The following is a 23,516-nucleotide window of genomic DNA, read 5'->3' on the forward strand; positions in this document are numbered from 1 at the left end:
TATTCAGCCCTCCGACGCACCGTCACGTCCAGAGGACCCCCTGTCACACGATCGCCATTCGGCCGACATGTACCGTGCGCCACACGGATCGCAGTCGAATGCCTCCGGCACTCTTTTGCCCGGGAGTTGACCGGGGTACGTTCCGGCGCATGCCGATGCGAAAGCGGAGAACCCGCGGAGCCCGACTGACGTACGGAACCCTCGTGTCCGCGGCCACGGCCGCCCTGTTCGCCACCCTCGTCACCCCCGCCGGAGCCCTGCCGGAACCCGTCTCGCCCTTCGTGCGAGAGTCCCGCCCGGTCCACTCGTACGCCGACGCCGTCCGTGAGTCCGTCTGGGTGGACACCGGCCTCGACGGCGACGGCGACGGACGCGCCGACCGGGTCGCCGTCGACATCGTGCGCCCCCGCGAGCCCGCGGCGGCCGGCCGGAGGATCCCGGTCATCATGGACGCCAGTCCGTACTACGCCTGCTGCGGACGCGGCAACGAGAGCCAGAAGAAGACCTACGACGCCGACGGGAACCCCGTCCAGCTCCCGCTCTTCTACGACAACTTCTTCGTTCCCCGCGGCTACGCCTTCGTCGCCGTCGACCTCGCCGGCACCAACCGCTCCGACGGCTGCGACGACGTCGGCGGCCGCTCCGACGTCCAGTCCGCGAAGGCCGTCGTCGACTGGCTGAACGGCCGCGCCCGCGGCTACACCTCCCGCACCGGCGGCACCCCGGCCCGCGCGACCGGCTGGAGCACCGGGAACGTCGGCATGATAGGCAAGAGCTGGGACGGAACCATCGCCAACGGCGTCGCCGCCACCGGGGTCGAAGGGCTGAAAACGATCGTTCCGATCGGTGCCATCTCCTCCTGGTACGACTACTTCCACTCGCAGGGCGCCCCGCTCTACAACGCCAACCCGAGCTGGCTCTCCGAGTACGTGAACAGCCCCGAGGCGCAGCGCCGCTGCGGCGCCGTCCAGGACCGCATCACCGCCGGCACCCCCTACAGCGGCGACTGGACCCCGGACTGGACCGAACGCGACCACGTGAAGGACGCCGGCAAGGTCAGGGCCAGCGTCTTCGTCGTCCACGGACAGCAGGACCTCAACGTGCGCGCCGGCCAGTTCGGCCAGTGGTGGGACGCGCTCGCCGCCCACGGCGTCGAGCGGAAGATCTGGCTCTCGCAGACCGGCCACGTCGACCCCTTCGACTTCCGGCGCGCCGACTGGGTCCGCACCCTGCACCGCTGGTTCGACCACTACCTCCTCGGCTACGACAACGGCATCGACCGCGAGCCCGTCGCCGACGTCGAGCGCGCCCCGGACGTCTGGTCCACCGACCGTGCCTGGCCGGCGCGCGCCACCGAGACCACCACGATGCGCCCGGTGCGCACCGCCCAGCCCGGCGCCGGCGGCCTCGGCCTCACCCCCGCCGCTCCCGGCTCGACCGCCACCTTCACCGACGACCCCGGCCTCGGCGAGCTCGACTGGGCCGCCCGGATCGACGAGGACACCCCGGAGAAGGCCGGCTTCGCCACCCGCCCGCTCTCCCGGGACCTGCGGATCTCCGGCTCGTCGAAGGTGACGGTCACCGCCACCCCGACGACCGCCACCGCACACCTCTCCGCCGTCCTCGTCGACCTCGGCCCGGACACGATCCGGGACTACGGTGCCGCCGGCGAGGGCATCACCACCCTCACCGACCGCACCTGCTGGGGCGCGAGCACGGCGGGCGACAGCGCCTGCTTCAAGGAGACCGCGGCCCGGACGACGGACGTCGCGTACACGGTCGTCAGCCGGGGCTGGGCCGACCTCGGGACCTGGGCCGACCCGCGCGAGGAGCGCCCGCTGACCCCCGGAAGGGCGTACACCCTCACCCTGAACCTCGCGGCGACCGACCACGTCGTCCCGGCCGGTCACCGGCTCGCCCTGATCGTCGGCGGCACCGACAAGGACCTCCTCGACCCCCCGTCGACCACCCCGACCCTCACCCTCGACCTGGCCCGCACCTGGGCGAAGGTGCCGCTCGTCGGCGGCGCAGGGGCCTTCGACCGGGCGACCACGGGGGCGGCCCCGGCCCTGCCCTCGCCGACGACCGTCCCGTCCCTGACCGGCGCCGTCCCGCCGGCCGCCGTCATCGGCCCCCGCCTGCCGGGCCCCGCCCACGAGGGAGCCGCCCGATGAACCCCCTTAACGCACAACGGAGTTCACGCCGGGCGCTCGCCCTCGTCGTGGGTGCCGCCGCCCTCGCCCTGCCGCTCGTCACCGTCCCCGCCAAGGCGGCGGACAGTGCGCCCGTGCAGGCCCTCCCGCACACCGGCTTCGAGGAGAGCCGGGGCGCCCGGTGGACCACCGAGGCCGAGGAGGGGGCGTTCCTCGCGGCGGTCGACCGGGGCAGCGACGGGGTGTCGCTGCGCGAGATAGGCACCACCCGGCAGGGTCGCCCGCTGCGGCTCGCGACCCTCGGCAAGGGCTCCACCACGGTGCTGCTCGTCTGCAGCCAGCACGGCGACGAGCCGGCGGGCCGGGAGGCCTGCCTGAGCACGGTGCGCGACCTCGCCTACGCCCAGGACAAGGAGAGCCTGCGCTTCCTGGCCCGCACCACCCTGCTGGTCGTCCCCACCGCGAATCCCGACGGCCGCGAGGCCGACACCCGGGGCAACGGCGACGGCGTCGACGTCAACCGCGACCACCTCGCCCTGCGGACCGCCGAGGCCCGCGCGATCGCCGCCGTCATCCGCGACCGGAAGCCGGCCCTCGTCTACGACCTGCACGAGTACGGAGCCACCCCCCGCTACTACGACAAGGACCTGCTCGCCCTCTGGCCCCGCAGCCTCGACGCCGACCCGCACGTCCACGACGAGTCCCGGACCCTCTCCGAGTCCTACGTCCGGCCCGCCGCCGGACTCGCCGGCTACAGCAGCGGCATCTACGGCATCTGGACCGACCCCCTCACCGGCGAGCCGATCAAGCAGGTCGCCGGTGACGGCCAGGAGCGGATCCTGCGCAACACGGCCGGCGTCAAGCACTCCGCCGGACTGCTCGTCGAGACCCGGGTCGACGCCCTGGACCAGGCCGAGAAGGACGATCCGGCCCTCAACCACCGGCGCCGGGTCGCCACCCAGCACGCCGCCCTGCAAGGCGCCTTCGCCTACCTCGACGAGCGGCGCGGGCCGCTCACCGCGGCCACCGCCCTCGCCCGGCACACCGGCTTCGCCGACCGGGGCCCGGTGTACCTCGGCGGCGCCGACAACGACCCGGCCGAGCCCGCCGAGATCCTCGCCGACCCGCCCTGCGGCTACCGCCTGGACGCCGCCCAGTACGCCGAGGTGGGCGACGAACTCGCCCTGCACGGGGTGACCGTACGGGCGGAGGGAGCGGGGGCGTTCGTCCCGTTGCGCCAGTCGCAACGCGCGCTCGTTCCGCTGCTCCTGGACGCGCGGGCGACCTACCACCTCGTCAGTGGGAGTCCTGTGGAGAGGTGTTGACGATCGGGTGCCTCCGGCACGGTGTGGCGCGATTCCGATGTTTGCCGAGGTAAAGTTACCTGCTGGTACTGACCATGCCTCGAACGGGCCCGCAAGGCCCTGAAGTTGGAGAACCACCATGCGCCACACCAAGCCCGCACGCCGTGCCCTGACGGCCCTGCTCGCCACGACGCTGCTCGCCGGGGGCGTGCTGCTCGGACAGACGGTGACGGCCGAGCCGGCCGCCGCCAAGAGCATCACCTGCAACGTCACCAAGCTGCGGGCGGAAGCCCGCAAGGAGCGCGACCGCGGCAACCAGCTCAAGCGCCTCGGCGCCACGGGGGACGCCCGCAAGGCCTTCGCCCGCGCCGACGCCCTGGAGCGCCAGGCCAAGCAGTGCGCGGACGCGGACAACAACAGCAAGCCGCCGCTCTGGAAGTAAGGGTTCACGCGGGGCGGTTGCCATCCGAAAGGCCGGCAACCGCCCCGCGGCCGTTTCCGGCCGCCCCTGCGACCGGTGGAGGTCCCGCGGTCGTCTCCGGCCCGCCGGCGGACGGCGGAAGTCCCGCGGCCACATCCAGCCCCGCGGTGGTCGGTGGACCGCGATCGTCTCCGGCCCGTCGGCCGCCGACGGAAGTCCCGCGGCCGCGTCCGGGCCGTTCCCCCCGCTCAGCCGAGTGCCAGATCCGCCGCCGCCTCCGCGCAGCCCCAGGCCACCGTCACCCCCGCGCCGCCGTGCCCGTAGTGGTGGACGAGCCGCCCGCCGCCCGGCAGCGGCACCGCCTCCATCCGCACCCCGCCCACCCGCGCGGGCCGCAGCCCCACCAGGTGCCGGAGGATCCGGGCCTCCGCGATCTCCGGCCGCACCCGTGCGCACCGCGCCACGATCGCCGCCGCCGTCTCCGGATCAGGGCCGAGCCGCTCGTCCCCCTCCTCCGCCGTCCCGCCGAGCACCAGCCGGTCGCGATGCGGGAAGAAGTAGGTGGTCTCGCCCGCCGACTCGTCCGCCGCCGTGAACCACTCCTCGATCCCCGGGTTCTCCACCACGACCAACTGCCCCCGCACGGGCCGCAGTCCGGGATCCGGTACGAGCTCCCGCGCCGCGAGCCCCGTACAGTCGACCACCAGCGGGGCCAGCGCCGCCGCCTCGGCGAAGTCCCTGACCTCGCGCTGCTCGAAGGTGCCGCCCAACGCCTCGAACCGGCTTCGCAGGAAGGCCAGATGGACCGGCATGTCGATCAACGGCAGGCGTGCCCCGAGCCCCGTGCGGTACGGCCCGGGCACCTCGTCCGGCGCCAACTGCCGCAGCCCCTCGACCTCCTTCGCCCAGGACCCCAGTCCGTCGAGGACCGTGTCCGCGTGGACCCCGGCCACGAGGCCGACGCCGCTGCGGTCCGGGTCGGCCGCCAACTCCTGGTACAGCCGCAGGGAAGCGAGCGCCCACGCCCCCGCCTCGGTCGCCGGCTCGATCCGGTACGGCCACCACAGGGCGCCCGCCACCGCCGAGGTCGTGCCCAGCACGTCGTCCCGGGACCAGATCCGTACCCGGAGGCCGCGCTCCGCCAGTACCGTCGCCGTCGCCAGACCGACGACCCCGCCCCCCACCACGATCGCGTCGCTCGTCATGTCCCGGACCGTACCGGGACCGGGACATTTCCGGGACGGTGCGGCCACGGAAGGGGGAAACACTGGAGTCATGCCGGTCCCGTACACCACCCTCGACCTCGTCTCCGCCGCCAGTCCGGTCGGCGAGCACCTCCACCACGACTTCCTCGTCGACGGCAGGCCGCTGCTCCACCGGCTCGACGAGACCGACGGCTTCGACACCGTCTCGCCCCTCGCGGCGGACATCCCGCCGACCGTCCGCCCCGAGCACGCCCAGCGACTCCTCCTCGCCGACGGCTCCCGCGAGGTGATCCACTCCTGCCCCGACTGCGAGGACCCCGGCTGCGGCGCGGTCACCGCCGTCGTCGCACGCGAGGGCACGGACGTCGTCTGGCGCGACTTCGCCTGGCAGACCGGTCCCGCCGTCGACCTCGTACGCGAGGGCTACCCCGGCGTCGGCCCGTACCGCTTCCCCGGCGCCGGCTACCGCTCCGTGCTCCTGCGGCTCCTCGAATCCTCGGCGTGTCGACGCGTCGCCTAGGATTCGTTCCCTGATGACTGCAATCCTCGTCGCCAAGGACCTCGCCGCCGGCCACGGCGAACGCACCCTCTTCGCCGGGCTCGACCTCGTCGTCGCCCCCGGTGACGTCATCGGCCTCGTCGGCGTCAACGGCGCCGGCAAGTCGACCCTGCTGCGGCTGCTCGCCGGGCTCGACACCCCGGAGGAGGGCGAGCTGCGGCTCTCCCCGCCGACCGCGGCCGTCGGCCACCTCCCGCAGGAGCCCGAGCGGCGCGCGGGGGAGACGGTGCGCGAGTTCCTCGCCCGCCGCACCGGGGTCGCCGCCGCCCAGACCGCCATGGACGAGGCCACCCAGGGCCTCGTCGACGGCACGCCCGGCGCCGACGACGCGTACGCGATCACCCTGGAGCGCTGGCTGAACCTCGGCGGCGCCGACCTCGACGAGCGCGCCGAGGAGGTCGCCGACTCCCTCGGTCTCACCGTCGGCCTCGACCAGCCGATGACCGCCCTCTCCGGCGGCCAGGCCGCCCGCGCCGGTCTCGCCTCGCTGCTCCTCTCCCGCTACGACGTCTTCCTGCTCGACGAGCCCACGAACGACCTCGACCTCGAAGGCCTGGAGCGCCTGGAGGCCTTCGTGAAGGGGCTGCGCGCGGGGACGGTCGTCGTCAGCCACGACCGCGAGTTCCTCACCCGCACCGTCACCAAGGTCCTCGAACTCGACCTCGCCCAGCAGCAGATCACCCTCTACGGCGGCGGTTACGAGTCCTACCTGGAGGAGCGGGACACCGCCCGGCGGCACGCCCGCGAGGAGTACGAGGAGTACGCCGACAAGAAGGCCGCCCTGGAGGGGCGCGCCCTCATGCAGCGCAACTGGATGGACAAGGGCGTCCGCAACGCCCGCCGCAAGGCCACCGACAACGACAAGATCGGGCGCAAGCTGCGCGGCGAGGCCAGCGAGAAGCAGGCCGCGAAGGCCCGGCAGACCCAGCGCATGATCGAGCGTCTCGACGTCGTCGACGAGCCCCGCAAGGAGTGGGAGCTGCGCATGGAGATCGCCGCCGCGCCGCGCTCCGGCTCGGTCGTGGCGACCCTGCGGGAGGCCGAGGTGCGCCGCGGCGACTTCTCCTTCGGCCCCGTCACGCTCCAGATCGACTGGGCCGACCGGGTCGCCGTCACCGGCGCCAACGGCGCGGGCAAGTCGACCCTGCTCGCCGCCCTGCTCGGGCGTCTCCCGCTGGACTCCGGCGACGCGGTCCTCGGCTCCGGGGTCGTCGTGGGCGAGGTCGACCAGGCCCGGAAGCTGTTCCACGGCACGGAGACGCTCCTGGAGGCGTTCTGCGCGGCCGTGCCCGACACCGAGCCCGCCGAGGTGCGGACGCTGCTCGCCAAGTTCGGTCTGAAGGCCGTCCATGTGCTGCGGCCGGCGACCACGCTGTCCCCGGGCGAGCGCACGCGCGCCGCGCTCGCCCTGCTCCAGGGCCGGGGCGTGAACCTCCTCGTCCTGGACGAGCCCACCAACCACCTGGACCTGCCGGCCATCGAGCAGCTGGAGTCGGCCCTCGACTCTTACACCGGCACGCTGCTGCTGGTCACCCACGACCGGCGCATGCTCGACGCGGTCCGCACCACCCGTCGCATCGAGGTCGCCGACGGCAAGGTGACCGAGCTCTGATGCGGTTCTCCTCCGGGCGGGGCCCGCGGTGACCGTCTCCTTCGGCTGGGGCCCCGTCGAGGCGCGGGTCCTGGCCCCGGCGGCCGCCTGCGTGGTCGTCGTCGACGTCCTGTCCTTCACCACGGCCGTCGGCGTCGCCGTCGAGGGCGGCACGGCGGTGTTGCCTTACCGGTGGAGGGACGCCACGGCCGCTGCGTACGCCCGGGAGAACGGCGCCGCGCTCGCCGTCGGCCGGCGCGAGGCCACCGAGGCGAACCCCTGGACGCTCTCCCCGGCCGCCCTGCGCACGGCCGCCCTGCCCGAGCGCCTGGTCCTGCCCTCCCCGAACGGCTCCACCATCGCGGCCGAGGCCGCCTCGGGCGGCGCGACCGTCGTCGCCGCCTCCCTGCGCAACCACTCGGCCGTCGCCCGCCGGCTCGCCGACCGGGGGTACGGCACGGCCGACCGCCCGCTCGCCGTCATCGCCTCGGGCGAGCGGTGGCCCGACGGCTCGCTGCGCCCGGCCCTGGAGGACCTGCTGGGCGCGGGAGCGGTGCTGTCCGCCCTGGCGAGGACGCACACCCTGACCCCGGAGGCGACCGCGGCGGCCACGCTGTGGGACGCGACCGAGGACCCGGTCGCCGCCTTGCACGGCTGCGACTCGGGCCGTGAACTGTACGAGTACGGCTTTCCGCAGGACGTGGCCGTGGCCGCCGAGCTCGACGGCTCGACGGTCGTCCCGGTCCTCGTGGACGGCGCATTCCAGGAGGCACCATGACCGACCTACTGACCCGGCTGACCGAGATGCTGGACGATCTGGACTCCGACGTGGACGAGACGATCGACCTCGCCGACGAGATCGCGGCCTCGGGCGACGCCGGTCTCCTGCCGCGCCTCCAGGCGGAGCTGGACCGTGTCATCACCGAGCGGAACTTCTACGCGCGGGAGCTCCTCGGCGGCGTCCTCGCCGCCATCGGGGGACCGGACGTGCTCCCGGCCCTGATCCGCGCCTCCGCCGTCGACCTCGGGGACGACCAGGACGGTCTGGCCACCGAGATCGTCGACCTGGTCCAGGCGAATCCGAAGGAAGCCCGCCGGCTGCTCCAGCCGATGACGGAGGACGACGACCTCTCGGTCGCGAACCGGGCGGAGTGGGCGCTGCGCTTCCTCCCGTAACGGGGCCGGACGCGAGGAGGCCACAGCCCGGTGGGCTGTGGCCTCCTCGACGCGGGCGCGGGACCGGCTTTCTACCAGAAGTTGCTGCAGGTCACGTTGCCGTTGTCGTTGATGCAGACGCGGTAGTAGGCGCTGCTGCTGCCGAGCATGTTGGACCAGTCGGTGCCCGCCTCGTAGGGGAACTGCACCGAGAGGCTGCGCTGGAAGTCGGTGCCGGGGCCCAGCCACTTCTCGATGGAGCCGTACCGGGGCCACCACTGGCTGCCGGAGGGCGACGTGACGCGGACCCACCCGGCCTGACATGTGTTGGACCAGCGCAGCTCGGCCTTGAAGCCGTTGCCGTTGACGGTGCTCACCTTGGTGGTGGCGTCCTTGTCGCAGGCCTGCGAGACGGGGCCGAGGTTGTCGCAGCCGGTGCCGTAGCAGCCGGCGGCGTACGAGGTGCCGGCGAGCGGGATCAGGGCCATGGTCATCGCGGCGGCGGAGACCCCCGCGACCTTCGCGAGTGCGCGCTTCATCTGTTGCCGATACCTCCGGGAGCGGGGACTTCTCCGGACCGCCGTGGAGGCCGGAGTCGATCTTGCGAATCTGGCGTGTTCGCGTCGGCGGGCAGGGCGGGCGGCCGTCTGTGCGTCGACGCGGGGGCCGGTGGGTTTACCAGAAGGTGCTGCAGTCGATGTGGCCCGTGCCGGTGTCCTTGATGCACGTGCGGTAGTAGTAGCTGCTGCCGCCGAGCATGTTGGACCAGTCCGAGCCCGGGTTGGGGAACTTCACCGACAGGCTGCGCACGAAGCCGGTGCCGTAGCCCGACCACTTCTCGATGTAGCCGTACTTGTCCCACCACTGGCCACCGCTGGAGTCGGTCACCCGGACCCAGGCGGCCTGACACGCGGCGGACCAGCGCAGCTCGGCCTTGAGGCCGCCGTCGGCGGTGGCGGTCACCTTGGTGGTGGCGTCCTTGTCGCAGCCCTGCGAGACGGGGCCGAGGTTGTCGCAGCCGGTGCCGTAGCAGCCGGCGGCGTACGAGGTGCCGGCGAGCGGGATCAGGGCCATGGTCATCGCGGCGGCGGAGACTCCCGCCACCTTCGCGATCGCGCGCTTCATCTGTCGTCCTCTGGGAGCAGGAACATGTCACGGCCTTCCGTGGCGGCCGGAGATGATCTTGGTTCCTTGTTCTGCTCGCGTCAACGGGAAAAACGGACGTCCTGATTCAATATCCGGTGAACATGCGGCGTCCCCGCACACGCCCGATCGGGGTGTACGGGGACGACTCCGGCAGTCCGGTCGGAAACCGCCTCTGACCTGCGGTTCTAGCGGCGCTTGCCGCCGCCCTCGCCCAGCAGGCCGGCCTTCCGGAGGGCGTCGGCCATCGCGCTGTTGGCGGGCGCGGGAGCCGCCGAGCGGTCCCGGCCGCCGCGGTCGTTCCGGTTGCCGCCCCGGTCCCCGCGCTCGTTCCGGTTACCGCCCTCGGCCCGGCGGCCACCGCCCTGACGCTGCTGCGGCGGCCGGCCGGAGCGCTCGCCCCGGTCTCCCCGGTCGCGCCCGGGCGCGCCGCCCTGGCCCTCGGCGCCCGCCTCGTCGTCGAGCCGCAGGGTCAGCGAGATCCGCTTGCGCGGGACGTCCACGTCCAGGACCTTCACCTTGACCACGTCGCCCGGCTTCACCACGTCGCGCGGGTCCTTGACGAAGGTCTTCGACATCGCCGACACATGGACCAGACCGTCCTGGTGCACGCCGATGTCCACGAACGCGCCGAACGCGGCCACGTTGGTGACGACACCCTCCAGGACCATCCCGGACGCCAGGTCGCCGATCTTCTCGACACCCTCCTTGAACGTGGCCGTGCGGAACGCCGGACGCGGGTCACGGCCCGGCTTCTCCAGCTCGCGCAGGATGTCCGTCACCGTCGGCAGGCCGAAGGTCTCGTCGACGAAGTCGTCCGCCCGCAGCGAGCGCAGCGTGCCCGTGTCGCCGATCAGCGCCGCGACCTCGCCGCCCGTCGCCTTCACCATCCGGCGCACCACCGGGTACGCCTCCGGGTGCACCGCCGAGGCGTCCAGCGGGTCGTCGCCGCCCCGGATGCGCAGGAAGCCCGCGCACTGCTCGTACGCCTTCGGGCCGAGCCGCGCCACGTCCTTGAGCGCCTTGCGGGAGCGGAAGGGGCCGTTGGCGTCGCGGTGCGCGACGATGTTCTCCGCGAGACCGGAGCTGATGCCCGAGACCCGCGAAAGCAGGGGCGCCGAGGCGGTGTTGACGTCCACGCCGACACCGTTCACACAGTCCTCGACCACCGCGTCGAGCGAGCGCGAGAGCTTCACCTCGGCCAGGTCGTGCTGGTACTGGCCGACGCCGATGGACTTCGGGTCGATCTTCACCAGCTCGGCGAGCGGGTCCTGGAGCCGCCGGGCGATGGAGACGGCGCCGCGCAACGACACGTCCAGACCCGGGAGTTCCTGCGAGGCGAAGGCGGAGGCCGAGTAGACCGAGGCGCCCGCCTCCGAGACCATCACCTTGGTCAGCTTCAACTCGGGGTGCCTGGCGAGGAGTTCGGCCGCCAGCTTGTCGGTCTCGCGGGAGGCCGTCCCGTTGCCGATCGCGACCAGCTCGACCGCGTGCTCCTTCGCGAGCCGGGCCAGCTTCTCCAGCGCCTGGTCCCACTTGTTGGCGGGGACGTGCGGGTAGATCGTGTCGGTGGCGACGACCTTGCCGGTCGCGTCGACGACGGCGACCTTCACGCCCGTACGGAAACCGGGGTCAAGACCGAGCGTCGCCCGGGTGCCGGCGGGGGCGGCGAGCAGCAGGTCCCGCAGGTTCGCCGCGAAGACCCGCACCGCCTCGTCCTCGGCGGCCGTCCGCAGCCGCAGCCGCAGGTCGATCCCCAGGTGCACCAGGATGCGGGTCCGCCAGGCCCAGCGGACCGTGTCCTGCAGCCACTTGTCACCGGGACGGCCGCGGTCGGCGACCCCGAAGCGACCCGCGACGATCCCCTCGTACGAGGAAGGACCCTCCGTGGGCTCCTCCGGCTCGAGCTCCAGGCTGAGGGCGTCCTCCTTCTCGCCGCGCAGCATGGCGAGCACCCGGTGCGAGGGGAGCGCGGTGAAGGGCTCGGCGAAGTCGAAGTAGTCGGCGAACTTCGCTCCCGCCTCCTCCTGGCCCTCGCGCACCTTCGCCACGAGGCGGCCGCGGCTCCACATGCGCTCGCGCAGCTCGCCGATGAGGTCGGCGTCCTCGGAGAACTTCTCGGCGAGGATGGCCCGCGCGCCCTCCAGGGCCGCGGCGGCGTCCGCGACGCCCTTGCCGGCGTCCACGAAGGCCGCGGCGGCGGCCGCCGGCTCGACGGACGGATCGGCGAGCAGCCCCTCGGCCAGCGGCGCCAGACCGGCCTCGCGGGCGATCTGCGCCTTGGTGCGGCGCTTCGGCTTGAAGGGCAGGTAGATGTCCTCCAGGCGCGCCTTGGTGTCGGCCGCCCGGATGCTCGCCTCCAGCTCGTCCGTCAGCTTGCCCTGCTCGCGGACGGAGTCGAGGATCGCCGCCCGGCGGTCCTCCAGCTCGCGCAGATAGCGCAGCCGCTCCTCCAGGGTGCGCAGCTGCGCGTCGTCGAGCATCTCGGTCGCTTCCTTGCGGTAGCGCGCGATGAACGGCACGGTCGAGCCGCCGTCGAGCAGCTCGACGGCTGCCTTCACCTGTCGCTCGCGTACGCCGAGCTCCTCGGCGATCCTTGCTTCGATGGACGTCGTCACGGTGTCCCGACTCGCCTTCTCGTGCCTCAAGCTTGCCAGTGCATTCTGCCGGGTCGGTCACCCGGACGCGGTAACCGACCCGTCCCGCGCGCGTCCCGGGCCCCGCGAGCCCGGCCCGATCCGCAGGACGGCGAGCCCGCCCGGCTCAGCCCCTGCCGACGAGGTCCGCCGGGAAGGCGCCCGCTCCGGCCGCCGCGAAGAGGAATCCGCGGCCCAGCTCGGTGAGGCGCTCGACCCCCGCCGCGCCCAGGTGCTCGTACGGAGCGGAGTCGAGCCGGTCGGTGTGGTCCTCCAGCTCGGCGCGCAGCGCCGTGCCCGACTCCGTCAGCTCGCCGTCGGCGTCGAGGATCCCGCGCTCGCGCAGCCGCTCCGTCGCGGCCTCCCAGTCGGCCCGCCCCCAGCCGCGCGTGCCGAGGACCCAGCGCGGGGCCATGCCCTTTCCGGTGGCGGTGTGCGAGGCGAGGGCCTCGACGGGGTCGAGCCCGGCGGAGAGCAGCGCCGCGAGGTGGCCGTCGCCCCGGTGCTCGCGGAGCAGGGTGGTGGCGTGCCAGTAGGCGAGGTGGGGCTGCTCCGGCACCGGCAGGTCGGCGTTGGCCGCGTACAGCGGCCGGGCGTGCCGGGTGCAGGCCTCGCTGGCGCGCAGCGCGAGCTCCGCCGCCTCGGCCATCTCCGCCGAGGCGACGGCCTCGTCGCCGAGCAGCCGGCGCAGGGTCGCGTCGGCGGTCCGCAGCCGCGCGTCGAGGACCTCGGCGGGGGAGGCGATGTCCCACGCGGCAGGGAGGTGCTGCGCGAGGAAGCCGTGGTTGTAGTTGTAGAAGGTCGCGGCGACCGCGCCCGCGCCCACCGCGCCGAGCGCGGAGCTCCGCGCGGCCAGCCGCATCGCGCTCCGGTCGGTGAATCCGAGGGCGCCGAACTCCCGGTCCAGATCGGGCGAGAAGTACAGCGTGGAGTGGATCGGGTTGAGGGCGTTGTGGCAGCGGCGGCCGGCACGCGGGGGGAGAGCAGTCGTCATGGTCTGAACATTACCGACTGGTCGGTACGACGGGAACGGCCGGAGCGCATGGCGGAAAAGGTGGGCTCCCCGCCGTGGCGGACGGCACCGGCCCCGCCAAGGACGGAGCGGTGCCCCAGCGACGCGTCCTCGTCGTCCAAGGCCCCGGCCGCGATCGTCGCGCACTGGCGCGGCCGGAAGGTCGGCTGACGCTCGGCGGCCGTGCGCTCAGAGCCCGTACGTGAAGCGGGGCGCGCGGCGTTCCAGGAAGGCGGCGACGCCCTCGGCGGTGTCGCCGCTGCCGCGCGCCTGCTCCGCCCAGTGCTCGTCCCGGTCCAGGCGCCCGTCGGCGAACTCCTTGGCCGCCGCCTGGGTGAGCAGCGAGCGGGAGGCGAGCAGCCGGGCGAACTCGGCGACCCGCTTGTCCAGCGCGCCCGCCGGGTGCAGCTCGTCCACGAAGCCGGTCCGCAGCGCCCGCTCCGCGTCCATCAACTCGCCCGAGAACAGCAGGTACTTGGCGGTCGAGGGCCCGACCAGGGCGGTGAGCCTGCGGGTCGAGGAGGACGGGTAGACGATGCCGAGCTTCGAGGGCGTGATCCCGAAGCGGGTGCCCTCCTCGGCGAAGCGCAGGTCGCAGGCGGCGGCGAGCTGGCTGCCGCCGCCGACGCAGAAGCCCCGGACGGCGGCGAGGCTCGGCTTGGGGAAGGCGGCGAGCGCGTCCTCGGCCCGTACCGCGAGCGTCTGCTGCTCGTCGCCGGGCTCCCGCAGCCCCGCGATGTCCGCCCCGGCGCAGAAGGTGTCGCCCTCGCCGGTGAGGACCAGGACCCGGACGGCGGGGTCGGCGGCGAGCCGCTCCAGGACGCCGGGCAGGGCGCGCCACATCCCGGCGCTCATGGCGTTGCGCTTGGCGGGGTTGGCGATGACGACGGTGGCGATCCCGTCCGTGACGCTTTCCTTCAGCTGCGGCTCCATGGGCCGGATGCTATCCGCCGGGCCCGAACGTACGATCAGGAAGGGGTCGCTCCGAGGAGGCACCACATGGCCAAGGACGTCCATGGGACGCATGGCGACCCCGACCCCGACCCCGACCCCACCTCCGACCCGGTCCGGGAGTTGAGGCGCGAGGGGAAGAAGCTCCGCCGCAGCTTCAGCTGGCTGGCCGTGCTCGGCATCCTGCTCGTGGTCGGCGGAGTGGTCGGCCTCGTCTACACGGGCGTCGCGACGCTGACGTCCATGCTGCTCTTCGGCTGGCTGCTGCTGATCGGCGGTGTCGTGGGGCTGCTGCAGGCCATCCAGTCGCGCGGCACCAGCTACTTCTGGCTCGCGGCGGTGGTCGCCGCGCTGAACATCGCGGCCGGTGTCGTGGTCATCCGTCACCCGGAGGGCTCGGCGGAGGCGCTGACGATGTTCGCCGCCCTGCTGTTCCTCACCGGCGGGCTGTTCCGTCTGGTCGGCAGCGTGGTGGTGCGGGGGCCGCAGTTCGGCTGGACGCTGCTGCAGGGAGCCTTCGGGCTGCTCCTCGGTCTGCTGGTCCTGTTCGACTGGCCGCACAGCAGCCTGTACGTCCTCGGCGTCTTCTTCTCGCTCGCCCTGCTGTTCGACGGTCTCGGCCTGATCGCGATCGGGGTGGGCGGGCGACGGATCGTCAGTATGGTGACCCCGTCGGCGTCGGCCACGGCCCCCATTCCGGAGTCCTCAGAAACCGCGCAGGAACGGTCGAACAACTGACGTTGGCATACTCAGCCGATCAGAAGGTGGCCGATAAGTGTCGACTTCTGGTCAGTAGGCCGGTCCGCCTGCGCGCATTGCCAAGACTCGATCCGTGGCGAGAATCGAGCACGAGGGTGGGAACGGGACCGTGGAGGCCCACGGAGGCGTCCCCGCCCGGCAACCGTCCTACGAAGGAGTCTGGCGCTTCACCGCTGCAGCGGTCGACGTCTCCGTCCCGCAGGCCCGGCACGCCGTACGCGACCTGCTGGTCCGCCAGGGCGTCCCCGTCCATGAGGAGACCATGGACGGCCTGCTGTTGATCGTCTCCGAGCTGGTGACCAACGCCGTGCGGCACGCGGCGCTGCTCTCCCCCGAGATAGCGGTGGAGGTCGCGATCGGCCCCGAGTGGGTCAGGGTGTCCGTCGAGGACAACCACCCGTACCGGCCCAAGGCGCTGGAGGCCGACTGGGGACAGACCGGCGGCCGGGGGCTCCTCCTCGTCCGCGAGATCGCGCAGGAGGCCGGCGGCGCCTGCGACGTCGAGCACACCGCGAGCGGCGGGAAGATCATCTGGGCGGCGCTGCCCCTCGGGCCCGTGTGACGGTTCCCGCGAGGCGGAGGACGGGACGGCCCCGGCCCCGATGGCAACGGGGCCGGGAGGCGCCGTCGGTGGTCACCAGCCGCCGGACGGACCCGTCAGCTCCCTGATCGCCGGACGCGCCGCGTCCAGGACCGTCATGAACCACGCCGAGAAGGGCACGGCCGCGTGCCGCTCGACCAGCTCGTCGGCGGTCACGAAGGCGGTGGACTCGATCTCCTCCGGGTCCGGCCGCGGGTCGGCCTGCACCAGGCCGACGAAGAGGTGGTTGAACTCCTGCTCCACCAGGCCAGAGGCCGGGTCCGGGTGGTTGTAGCGGACGGTGCCGGCCTCCGCGAGCAGCGTCGGTGAGACGCCCAGCTCCTCGAAGGTGCGCCGGGCCGCCGCGGCGAACGGCGCCTCGCCCGGGTAGGGGTGGCCGCAGCAGGTGTTCGACCAGACGCCGGGGGAGTGGTACTTGCCGAGCGCCCGCCGCTGGAGCAGCAGCCGGCCCGACTCGTCGAAGAGGAAGACGGAGAAGGCGCGGTGCAGCTGACCCGGCGCCTGGTGTGCGGCGAGCTTCTCCGCGGTGCCGATGGTCCTCCCCTCCTCGTCGACCAGTTCGAGCATGATCGGCGCCGGGGCTCCGGACGGCTGGAAGCCGTTCGACGCGGTCTCCGGCGAGATCTGAGCCGCGGGGGCTGGTGTGATCGGCATACCCATCCTTCGCATCGGTCCTCGGCCCGTTGGGGCCACCACAGTCTGCCGTACAAAACCGGCTTGTCCGTACTTCGGCGGCCGGACGTGGCCGCTCCCACCGCACCGGAGTACAGGCGGTGCGGCGGGAGCGGGAGGGGGTCAATCGGGCACTACACCCCGAAAGGTGCCGGATAGGCGAGCGTGCCCGGCGGAACGGGTACGGAACCGTCCAGGACGAGCGCCATCATCGCCTCGTCCGGAACCTCGAAACCTGGCCGGATTCCATACTCGGACGCCCGTACGAACCCGAACCGCGGGTAGTACTCCGGATGGCCCAGGACGAGCACGAGCGGCTCGCCGCGCAGCCGGGCCGCGTCGAGCACCGCCCGGACGACGGCCTGCCCGGCCCCCGTCCGCTGGTGGGCGGGGGCCACCGAGACCGGGGCGAGCGCGGCCGCGGGCGCCCCGTCCACCAGGCAGCGGGTGATCAGGGCGTGCGCCGCGACCGTGCCGTCCGGGGCCTCCGCCACGTACGAGAGGCCCGGCAGCCAGGCCTCGTCGAGACGGAGCGCCTCGACGAGATCGGCCTCGGTCGCGGAGGGCTCGGCCTCCGAACCGAAGGCGGTCGCCACGACCTGCCGGATCGCCGCCGCGTCGGCGGCGGTCTCCGGCCGGGTCCGCCAGCGCGGATCGGCGAGCCGCAGGACGAAGCCCGCGTAGCCGTAGTCGGAGCCGTGCTCGCGCCGCAGCGCGATCTCGGCGCGGGCCCCGGCCACCGCCTCGGCCATGCCGGGCACGGTGGTGTCCGCGGCTTCGGCGTGGGCGGCGAGCGGGACGTAGTACTCGTCCCAGTCGCTCTCGGGCTGCGGGACCGTGCCCAGGACGTGGTAGCCGGCGTCGACCGCCGCCGCCACGTTCGCGGAGACGGTACGGAGCCGGTAGTTGTCCTCCCAGAAGGCGCGGGCCGCCGGGCCCGGCTCCTCGGTGGTCCAGACGCACTCGGTCAGCACCAGCGTGCCTCCGGGCACGAGGAGCCTGCGCCATTCGGCCAGGGCCCGGTCGAAGCCGAGGACGAAGACCGAGCTCTCGGCCCAGATCAGGTCGAAGGAGCTGTCGGGGAAGGGCAGCGCGCCCATGTCGGCGTCGAGGGTACGGATCGAGCCGTCGAGACCGCGCGCGGCGGCCGTCTCGCGCAGCTCCGCGAGGAACGGCTCGTGGGTGTCGACGGCGGTCACCTCGGCGTTCGCCTCGGCGGCCAGGAGCAGCGCCGAGCGGCCGGGGCCGCAGCCCAGGTCGAGTACGCGCGGGCGCTCCGGGAGCCTCCCCGCGAGCGCGAGGAGCCGGCGGGTGGTGGTGTCGGAGCCGGGACCCTGCCGCGGCAGACCGTGGTGCAGGGCGAAGAAGGAGTCGTGCAGAGCGTTGTCGGACAACGTGGAAAACCCTTTGGGTGAAAGGGTCCCGGCCGACGACGTGACGTACCGGTGGGAAGACCGGGGATCAGGTCAGCCGGAGACCCGGAGGCTGAGGGACGACCGGGCGCTGCCGCACTGGGCAGCCTCCATCGCGACGGTCATCAACCTCAGCTCCTCTCCACACGCGTTCGTCCCACGAGGCTATCAGCCGGGGCCCCTCAGAGGCAGAGCTTCGCCTCGTGTTCCGCGTGACCGGCCGGCTCCAGCTGGAAGGTGCAGTGCTCCACGTCGAAGTGGGAGCCCAGGCAGCCCTGGAGGGCGTGCAGCATCTTCTCGTGGCCGACCGAGTCCAGCGCGTCCTGGTCGACGACCACGTGCGCCGAGAGCACCGGCATCCCCGAGGTGATCGTCCAGGCGTGCAGATCGTGCACGTCCTCGACGCCCGGCAGGGCCAGGATGTGCGCCCGTACCTCCGCCATGTCGACGCCCTTGGGGGCCGCCTCCAGGAGCACGTCGAGGGTCTCGCGCAGCAGCTTGAGGGTCCGCGGCACGATCATCAGACCGATCACGATCGAGGCGATCGGGTCGGCGTACTGCCAGCCCGTCGCCAGGATGATCCCGGACGCGACGATCACGGTCACCGAACCCAGCGCGTCCGCGAGCACCTCCAGATAGGCCCCGCGCACGTTGAGGCTCTCCTTCTGGCCCCGCATCAGCAGCGACAGCGAGATCACGTTGGCCACCAGGCCGATCACCGCGAACGTGATCGCCAGACCGCCCTTGGTCTCGGCCGGCTCCAGGAACCGCTGGATCGCCTCGTACAGCACGTAACCGCCGACGACGAGCAGCAGCAGACAGTTGGCGAGCGCCGCCAGGATCTCGGCCCGGGCGTACCCGAACGTGCGATTCCCCGAGGGCGGCCGGTTCGCGAAGTGGATCGCGAGGAGCGCCATCGCGAGGCCGACGGCGTCCGTCGCCATGTGGGCCGCGTCCGCGATCAGGGCGAGCGAGTCGGCGACCACACCGCCGATGATCTCGATCACCATCACGGAGAGCGTGATGCCGAGCGCGATCCGCAGCCGGTTGCGGTACCCGGCGGCCGCCGTACCCGTCGGCGGCGGCCCGCCGTGGCTGTGCCCGTGGTCGTGTCCAGCCCCCATGACAAGGCCTCCCGGTCGTGTCGTCCGTGTTGCTCGGCGGTCTCCGATTCGCAAGTGAACTACGGGTGGGGGGTATGTGCAACACGGTACTGAACACCGTTGTCATATGCTCTGACCTGCGACAACGCCAGAAGGGGGAGTCGCCGTCAAGGGGCTCGCGGAGCGGGTTTGTGGGGCGGGTGGCCGATCGCCCATGATGATCTCCGCGGCACGCGGCGCACCCGGACGGACACGGACGGTCCCGGGGGAGGCCGGGCGGCGAAGCCTCGGTGAACTCACGTTCCGTTCATCCGATAGCCTCAGCCGACGTGTCGCCGCCCGGTGCCGGGCCACACCGCCGCGCCCGGGGCCGCCATGGCCCCGCCGGCCCCTCCATCAGCTTCAAGGAGTGAGTTCGTCTGTCGACCGCCATCCTCACCGGCCCGCCGGCACCCGGATCCTCGCTCGACGGTGATCTGCGGTCGCTCGGCTTCGACGTCCGGATCGCCTCCGGCGCCGAGGAGGCCGGTGCCCTGCTTGCCGCCGTCCCGGCGGGCGAGCGCGTCGCGCTCGTCGACCCCCGGTTCGTCGGTCACCTGCACGCGCTGCGCCTCACCCTGACCGACCCCCGATTCCCCGCGGCCGCCGCCCCGGGCGCGCTCACCGCGCAGCGCGAGGCCCGCCCCGCGCTCGCCCGCGCCCTGGCCACGGTCACCGCGACCACCGGGGCCGCAGGTACCGGCACGCTCACCGACGGCCTCACCGACGCGCTCGCCGACACCCTCGACGCCGACGGCGTCGCCGTGCACCGTCCCCAGCTCGGCACCCTCGTCGCCACCGTGCCCACCGACGCCGAGGCCCGCCACGAGGCCCGCGCCGCCGTCGAGGCCGTCGACGACGAGGCCGTACGCCTGCGCTCGGCCGTCAAGGCGCACGACGGTTTCTTCACCACCTTCTTCATCAGCCCGTACTCGCGCTACATCGCCCGCTGGTGCGCCCGCCGCGGCCTCACGCCCAACCAGGTCACCACCGCCTCGCTGCTCACCGCCCTGATCGCGGCCGGCTGCGCGGCGACCGGCGAGCGGGCCGGCTACATCGCGGCCGGCGTCCTCCTCCTGGTCTCCTTCGTCCTCGACTGCACCGACGGGCAGCTCGCCCGCTACGCGCTCAAGTACTCGACGATGGGCGCCTGGCTCGACGCCACCTTCGACCGGGCCAAGGAGTACGCCTTCTACGCGGGCCTCGCCCTCGGCGCCGCCCGCAACGGCGACGACGTCTGGGCGCTCGCACTCGGCGCGATGGTCCTCATGACCTGCCGGCACGTCGTGGACTTCTCCTTCAACGAGGCCAACCACGACGCCACGGCCAACACCAGCCCCACCGCCGCCCTCTCCAGCAGGCTGGACGGCGTCGGCTGGACGGTCTGGGCCCGCCGCATGATCATCCTGCCGATCGGCGAGCGCTGGGCGATGATCGCGGTCCTCACCGCCACCACGAGTCCCCGGATCGTCTTCTGGGCCCTGATCATCGGCTGTGCCTTCGGCGCCTGCTACACCACGGCCGGCCGCGTCCTGCGCTCCCTGACCCGCAGGGCCCAGCGCACGGACCGCGCCGCGCAGGCCCTGGCGGACCTGGCGGACTCGGGACCGATCGCCGAGACCATGGCGCGGCTCCGCTCCCGTGACGCCCGCCACCACGCGGGCACGCCGCTGCTCGCGGCCCTCGGCGCGGTCGCCGTGCTCGGCTCGGCCCTCGTCCAGGGCGACCCCTGGACCGCGGTGGGCGCCGCCGTCGCCTACGTGCTGCTGTCCGGACTCGCCGTCTCCCAGCCCCTCAAGGGCGCCCTCGACTGGCTCCTCCCCCCGCTCTTCCGCGCCGCCGAGTACGGCACGGTCCTGGTCCTGGCCGCGCGCTCCGACGCCCCCCAGGCCCTCCCCGCCGCATTCGGGCTGGTCGCGGCCGTCGCCTACCATCACTACGACACGGTGTACCGCATCCGCGGAGGCACCGGCGCGCCGCCCGCGTGGCTGGTGCGCGTCACCGGCGGACACGAGGGGCGCACGCTCCTGGTGACCGTCCTCGCCGCCTTGCTGGCGGACCGCGGTGACGACTTCACCCTGGCACTGACCGCCCTCGCGGTCGCCGTCGCGCTCGTGGTGCTCGTGGAGTCCATCCGTTTCTGGGTCTCCTCCGGAGCACCCGCCGTTCACGACGAAGGAGAAACAGCATGATCGGCCTCGTACTGGCAGCCGGTGCCGGACGGCGTCTGCGCCCCTACACCGAGACGCTTCCGAAGGCCCTCGTGCCCGTGTCCGGCGAGGGCACCGAGAACGAGCTGACCATCCTCGACGGGACGCTGAAGAACTTCGCCGAGATCGGCCTCACCGAGGTCGCGATCGTCGTCGGCTACCGCAAGGAGGCCGTCTACGACCGCAAGGACGCCCTCGAGGCCAAGTACGGTCTCAAGCTCACCCTCATCGACAACGACAAGGCCGAGGAGTGGAACAACGCCTACTCCCTGTGGTGCGCCCGTGAGGTCCTCAAGCGCGGTGTGATCCTCGCCAACGGCGACACCGTCCACCCGGTCTCCGTCGAGAAGACCCTGCTCGCCGCCCGCGGCAAGGGCCAGATCATCCTCGCCCTCGACACGGTGAAGAACCTCGCCGACGAGGAGATGAAGGTCATCGTCGCCGAGGGCAAGGGCGTCGAGCGCATCACCAAGCTGATGGACCCGGCCACCGCCACCGGCGAGTACATCGGTGTCACCCTCATCGAGGCCGAGGCCGCAGAGGAGCTCGCCGACGCGCTCAAGACCACCTTCGAGCGCGACCCCGACCTCTACTACGAGGACGGCTACCAGGAGCTCGTCAACCGCGGCTTCACCGTCGACATCGAGCCCATCGGTGACGTCAAGTGGGTCGAGATCGACAACCACGACGACCTCGCGAAGGGCCGTGAGATCGCGTGCCAGTACTGACTCGGCTGATCCCTTCGCCGGTCGTCGTCGACATCCGCAGGGGAGCGCTGGACGACCTGTCCGCGCTCCTCGCGGACCAGCGGATCTCCAGCAACGGCAAGATCGCCGTCGCCATCAGCGGCGGCTCGGGCCTCAAGCTGCGTGACCACTTCGCCCCCGAGCTGCCCGGCGCCGACTGGTACCCGGTCTCGGGCGGCACGATCGACGAGGCCGTCAAGCTCGCCGACGCCATGCGCGGCAAGCGGTACGACGCCGTGGTCGCCCTCGGCGGCGGCAAGATCATCGACGTGACGAAGTACGCGGCGGCCCGGGTCGGGCTGCCGTTGGTGGCCATCGCCACCAACCTGTCGCACGACGGCATCTGCTCGCCGATCTCCACCCTGGACAACGACAACGGGCGCGGCTCCTACGGTGTGCCGACCCCGATCGCGCTGGTCATCGACCTCGACGTGATCCGGGACGCCCCCGTGCGGTACGTCCGCTCCGGCATCGGCGACGCGATCTCCAACCTGTCCGCCATCGCGGACTGGGAGCTCTCGCACCGCGAGACCGGCGAGAAGGTCGACGGCCTCGCGGCCGCCATGGCCCGCAGCGCCGGCGAGGCCGTGCTCCGCCACCCCGGCGGCGTCGGCGACGACGACTTCCTCGTCACGCTCTCCGAGGGCCTGGTGATGTCCGGCATCGCCATGTCGATCAGCGGTGACAGCCGCCCCTCCTCGGGCGCCTGCCACGAGATCAGCCACGCCTTCGACCTGCTCTTCCCGGCCCGCGCCGCCAGCCACGGCGAGCAGTGCGGTCTCGGCGCGGCCTTCGCCATGCACCTGCGCGGCGACCGCGACGCGTCCGCCCTGATGGTCGAGACCCTGCGCCGGCACGGACTGCCCGTCCTGCCGGAGGAGATGGGCTTCACCGTGGACGAGTTCGTCCAGGCGGTGTCCTTCGCCCCGCAGACCCGGCCGGGCCGCTTCACCATCCTCGAACACCTCGACCTGTCCGACGACGAGATCAGGGACGCGTACGCCGACTATGCCAAATCCATCGGTAGCTGAGGTCCGTCCTGTGCGGAAGCCCTCGGTGGCGGAGCTCCGCCCGGTCGTCCACCCGCCGGGTGTGAAGGACCGGCGGAGCGGTGAGCACTGGGGCGGCCGCCTGTACATGCGGGAGATCTCGCTCAGGATCACCCGGCAGCTCGTCGGCACCAAGGTGACGCCGAACCAGCTCACGTACGTCATGACGCTCGCCGGCGTCCTCGCCGCACCCGCCCTGCTCGTGCCCGGGATCCCGGGTGCGCTGCTCGGCGCGCTCATGGTCCAGCTCTACCTGCTGCTCGACTGCGTCGACGGCGAGGTGGCCCGCTGGAAGAAGCAGTACTCGCTGGCCGGGGTCTACCTGGACCGGGTCGGCGCCTACCTGTGCGACGCGGCCGTGCTCGTCGGCTTCGGCCTGCGCGCCGCCGACCTGTGGGGCTCTGGCCGGATCGACTGGCTGTGGGCCTTCCTGGGCACGCTGGCCGCCCTCGGCGCCATCCTGATCAAGGCCGAGACCGACCTGGTCGGTGTCGCCCGCCACCAGGGCGGTCTGCCTCCGGTCAAGGAGGCCGCCTCCGAGCCGCGCTCCTCCGGCATGGCGCTCGCCCGCCGGGCCGCCGCCGCGCTCAAGTTCCACCGGCTCGTCCTCGGCATCGAGGCCTCCCTGCTCATCGTGGTCCTGGCGATCGCGGACCAGGCCAGGGGAGACCTCTTCTTCTCCCGGCTCGGTGTCGCCGTACTCGCCGGCATCGCCCTGCTCCAGACCGTGCTGCACCTGGTGTCGATCATGGTCTCCAGCAGGCTGAAGTGAGGCCGGCCGTGAGCACGCCGCTC

The 23,516-nt window shown here is 72.8% G+C and carries 22 protein-coding genes; 13 read left to right on the plus strand and 9 right to left on the minus strand.

Annotated elements, in window-relative coordinates; all coding sequences use genetic code 11:
- Nucleotides 1-149 precede the first annotated feature (149 nt).
- The 3 genes from ABT041_RS20405 (at nt 150) to ABT041_RS20415 (ending at nt 3,899) form a co-directional block, all read left to right on the plus strand.
- Nucleotides 150-2,174, plus strand: a complete 2,025-nt coding sequence (locus ABT041_RS20405; protein ID WP_351186328.1) for a Xaa-Pro dipeptidyl-peptidase — start codon at nt 150-152, stop codon at nt 2,172-2,174.
- Entirely contained in the window at nt 2,171-3,478 is a 1,308-nt protein-coding gene (locus ABT041_RS20410) for a M14 family metallopeptidase (RefSeq protein WP_351186330.1), read from the plus strand. Before ABT041_RS20405 ends, ABT041_RS20410 begins: the two co-directional genes overlap by 4 nt.
- Before the next feature lie 118 nt (nt 3,479-3,596).
- The gene (locus ABT041_RS20415) at nt 3,597-3,899 is read left to right on the plus strand and encodes a hypothetical protein (RefSeq protein ID WP_351186332.1); all 303 of its coding nucleotides are present in this window, start codon (nt 3,597-3,599) and stop codon (nt 3,897-3,899) included.
- Between the two features lie 227 nt (nt 3,900-4,126).
- Here ABT041_RS20415 and ABT041_RS20420 read toward each other — a convergent pair whose 3' ends face one another.
- The gene (locus tag ABT041_RS20420; RefSeq protein ID WP_351186334.1) at nt 4,127-5,083 is read right to left on the minus strand and encodes an FAD-dependent oxidoreductase; all 957 of its coding nucleotides are present in this window, start codon (nt 5,081-5,083) and stop codon (nt 4,127-4,129) included.
- Between the two features lie 70 nt (nt 5,084-5,153).
- Between ABT041_RS20420 and ABT041_RS20425 the strand changes: the two genes are divergently transcribed.
- The 4 genes from ABT041_RS20425 to ABT041_RS20440 are packed head-to-tail and all read left to right on the plus strand — an operon-like array spanning nt 5,154 to nt 8,409.
- Nucleotides 5,154-5,603 carry a hypothetical protein gene (locus ABT041_RS20425; RefSeq protein WP_351186336.1) on the plus strand — a complete coding sequence of 150 codons (450 nt, stop codon included), beginning with the start codon at nt 5,154-5,156 and terminating at the stop codon, nt 5,601-5,603.
- A gap of 13 nt (nt 5,604-5,616) precedes the next feature.
- Nucleotides 5,617-7,254, plus strand: a complete 1,638-nt coding sequence (locus ABT041_RS20430; protein ID WP_351186338.1) for an ABC-F family ATP-binding cassette domain-containing protein — start codon at nt 5,617-5,619, stop codon at nt 7,252-7,254.
- Nucleotides 7,255-7,282: 28 nt separating this feature from the next.
- Nucleotides 7,283-8,011 (plus strand): 2-phosphosulfolactate phosphatase, encoded by a 729-nt coding sequence (locus ABT041_RS20435; protein ID WP_351186340.1) that lies wholly within the window; start codon nt 7,283-7,285, stop codon nt 8,009-8,011.
- Nucleotides 8,008-8,409 (plus strand): hypothetical protein, encoded by a 402-nt coding sequence (locus tag ABT041_RS20440; protein ID WP_351186342.1) that lies wholly within the window; start codon nt 8,008-8,010, stop codon nt 8,407-8,409. The genes ABT041_RS20435 and ABT041_RS20440 overlap by 4 nt, the downstream gene beginning before the upstream one ends.
- Nucleotides 8,410-8,480: 71 nt before the next feature.
- Here ABT041_RS20440 and ABT041_RS20445 read toward each other — a convergent pair whose 3' ends face one another.
- From ABT041_RS20445 to ABT041_RS20465, 5 genes are all read right to left on the minus strand, one after another.
- Nucleotides 8,481-8,927, minus strand: a complete 447-nt coding sequence (locus ABT041_RS20445) for a DUF2690 domain-containing protein (RefSeq protein ID WP_351186344.1) — start codon at nt 8,925-8,927, stop codon at nt 8,481-8,483.
- Between the two features lie 136 nt (nt 8,928-9,063).
- Nucleotides 9,064-9,513: a DUF2690 domain-containing protein gene (locus tag ABT041_RS20450; RefSeq protein ID WP_351186346.1), complete on the minus strand. Its 450-nt coding sequence runs from the start codon at nt 9,511-9,513 to the stop codon at nt 9,064-9,066.
- Between the two features lie 206 nt (nt 9,514-9,719).
- Complete coding sequence (locus ABT041_RS20455; protein WP_351186348.1) at nt 9,720-12,149, minus strand: Tex family protein; 2,430 nt, start codon at nt 12,147-12,149, stop codon at nt 9,720-9,722.
- 145 nt (nt 12,150-12,294) lie between these two features.
- On the minus strand, nt 12,295-13,161 hold the full coding sequence (locus tag ABT041_RS20460; RefSeq protein WP_351186350.1) for an SCO6745 family protein: 867 nt from the start codon (nt 13,159-13,161) through the stop codon (nt 12,295-12,297).
- Between the two features lie 207 nt (nt 13,162-13,368).
- On the minus strand, nt 13,369-14,112 hold the full coding sequence (locus tag ABT041_RS20465; RefSeq protein ID WP_351186352.1) for an enoyl-CoA hydratase/isomerase family protein: 744 nt from the start codon (nt 14,110-14,112) through the stop codon (nt 13,369-13,371).
- A 66-nt stretch (nt 14,113-14,178) separates the two neighbouring features.
- Between ABT041_RS20465 and ABT041_RS20470 the strand changes: the two genes are divergently transcribed.
- Both ABT041_RS20470 and ABT041_RS20475 read left to right on the plus strand, forming a co-directional pair.
- On the plus strand, nt 14,179-14,868 hold the full coding sequence (locus ABT041_RS20470; protein ID WP_351186354.1) for an HdeD family acid-resistance protein: 690 nt from the start codon (nt 14,179-14,181) through the stop codon (nt 14,866-14,868).
- A 130-nt stretch (nt 14,869-14,998) separates the two neighbouring features.
- On the plus strand, nt 14,999-15,451 hold the full coding sequence (locus ABT041_RS20475) for an ATP-binding protein (RefSeq protein ID WP_351186564.1): 453 nt from the start codon (nt 14,999-15,001) through the stop codon (nt 15,449-15,451).
- A 72-nt stretch (nt 15,452-15,523) separates the two neighbouring features.
- Here the strand turns inward: ABT041_RS20475 and idi are convergent, their stop codons facing one another.
- The 3 genes from idi to ABT041_RS20490 form a co-directional block, all read right to left on the minus strand.
- On the minus strand, nt 15,524-16,144 hold the full coding sequence (idi, locus tag ABT041_RS20480) for an isopentenyl-diphosphate Delta-isomerase (RefSeq protein WP_502976549.1): 621 nt from the start codon (nt 16,142-16,144) through the stop codon (nt 15,524-15,526).
- A gap of 152 nt (nt 16,145-16,296) precedes the next feature.
- Entirely contained in the window at nt 16,297-17,556 is a 1,260-nt protein-coding gene (locus ABT041_RS20485) for a bifunctional class I SAM-dependent methyltransferase/N-acetyltransferase (protein ID WP_351186356.1), read from the minus strand.
- Nucleotides 17,557-17,756: 200 nt separating this feature from the next.
- A complete protein-coding gene (locus ABT041_RS20490; RefSeq protein ID WP_351186358.1) occupies nt 17,757-18,698 on the minus strand; it encodes a cation diffusion facilitator family transporter in 942 nt (313 codons plus the stop codon).
- A gap of 398 nt (nt 18,699-19,096) precedes the next feature.
- Between ABT041_RS20490 and ABT041_RS20495 the strand changes: the two genes are divergently transcribed.
- From ABT041_RS20495 to ABT041_RS20510, 4 genes are read left to right on the plus strand one after another with little or no spacing between them, the layout of a single operon-like run.
- Nucleotides 19,097-20,908, plus strand: a complete 1,812-nt coding sequence (locus tag ABT041_RS20495) for a DUF5941 domain-containing protein (RefSeq protein WP_351186568.1) — start codon at nt 19,097-19,099, stop codon at nt 20,906-20,908.
- The gene (locus ABT041_RS20500; RefSeq protein ID WP_351186360.1) at nt 20,905-21,654 is read left to right on the plus strand and encodes a phosphocholine cytidylyltransferase family protein; all 750 of its coding nucleotides are present in this window, start codon (nt 20,905-20,907) and stop codon (nt 21,652-21,654) included. Before ABT041_RS20495 ends, ABT041_RS20500 begins: the two co-directional genes overlap by 4 nt.
- The gene (locus ABT041_RS20505; protein ID WP_351186362.1) at nt 21,642-22,703 is read left to right on the plus strand and encodes an iron-containing alcohol dehydrogenase family protein; all 1,062 of its coding nucleotides are present in this window, start codon (nt 21,642-21,644) and stop codon (nt 22,701-22,703) included. The genes ABT041_RS20500 and ABT041_RS20505 overlap by 13 nt, the downstream gene beginning before the upstream one ends.
- 10 nt (nt 22,704-22,713) lie before the next feature.
- Entirely contained in the window at nt 22,714-23,493 is a 780-nt protein-coding gene (locus ABT041_RS20510) for a CDP-alcohol phosphatidyltransferase family protein (protein ID WP_351186364.1), read from the plus strand.
- Nucleotides 23,494-23,516: the final 23 nt, after the last annotated feature.

The organism is Streptomyces sp. NPDC002825, assembly GCF_040295385.1.
Lineage (GTDB): Bacteria > Actinomycetota > Actinomycetes > Streptomycetales > Streptomycetaceae > Streptomyces.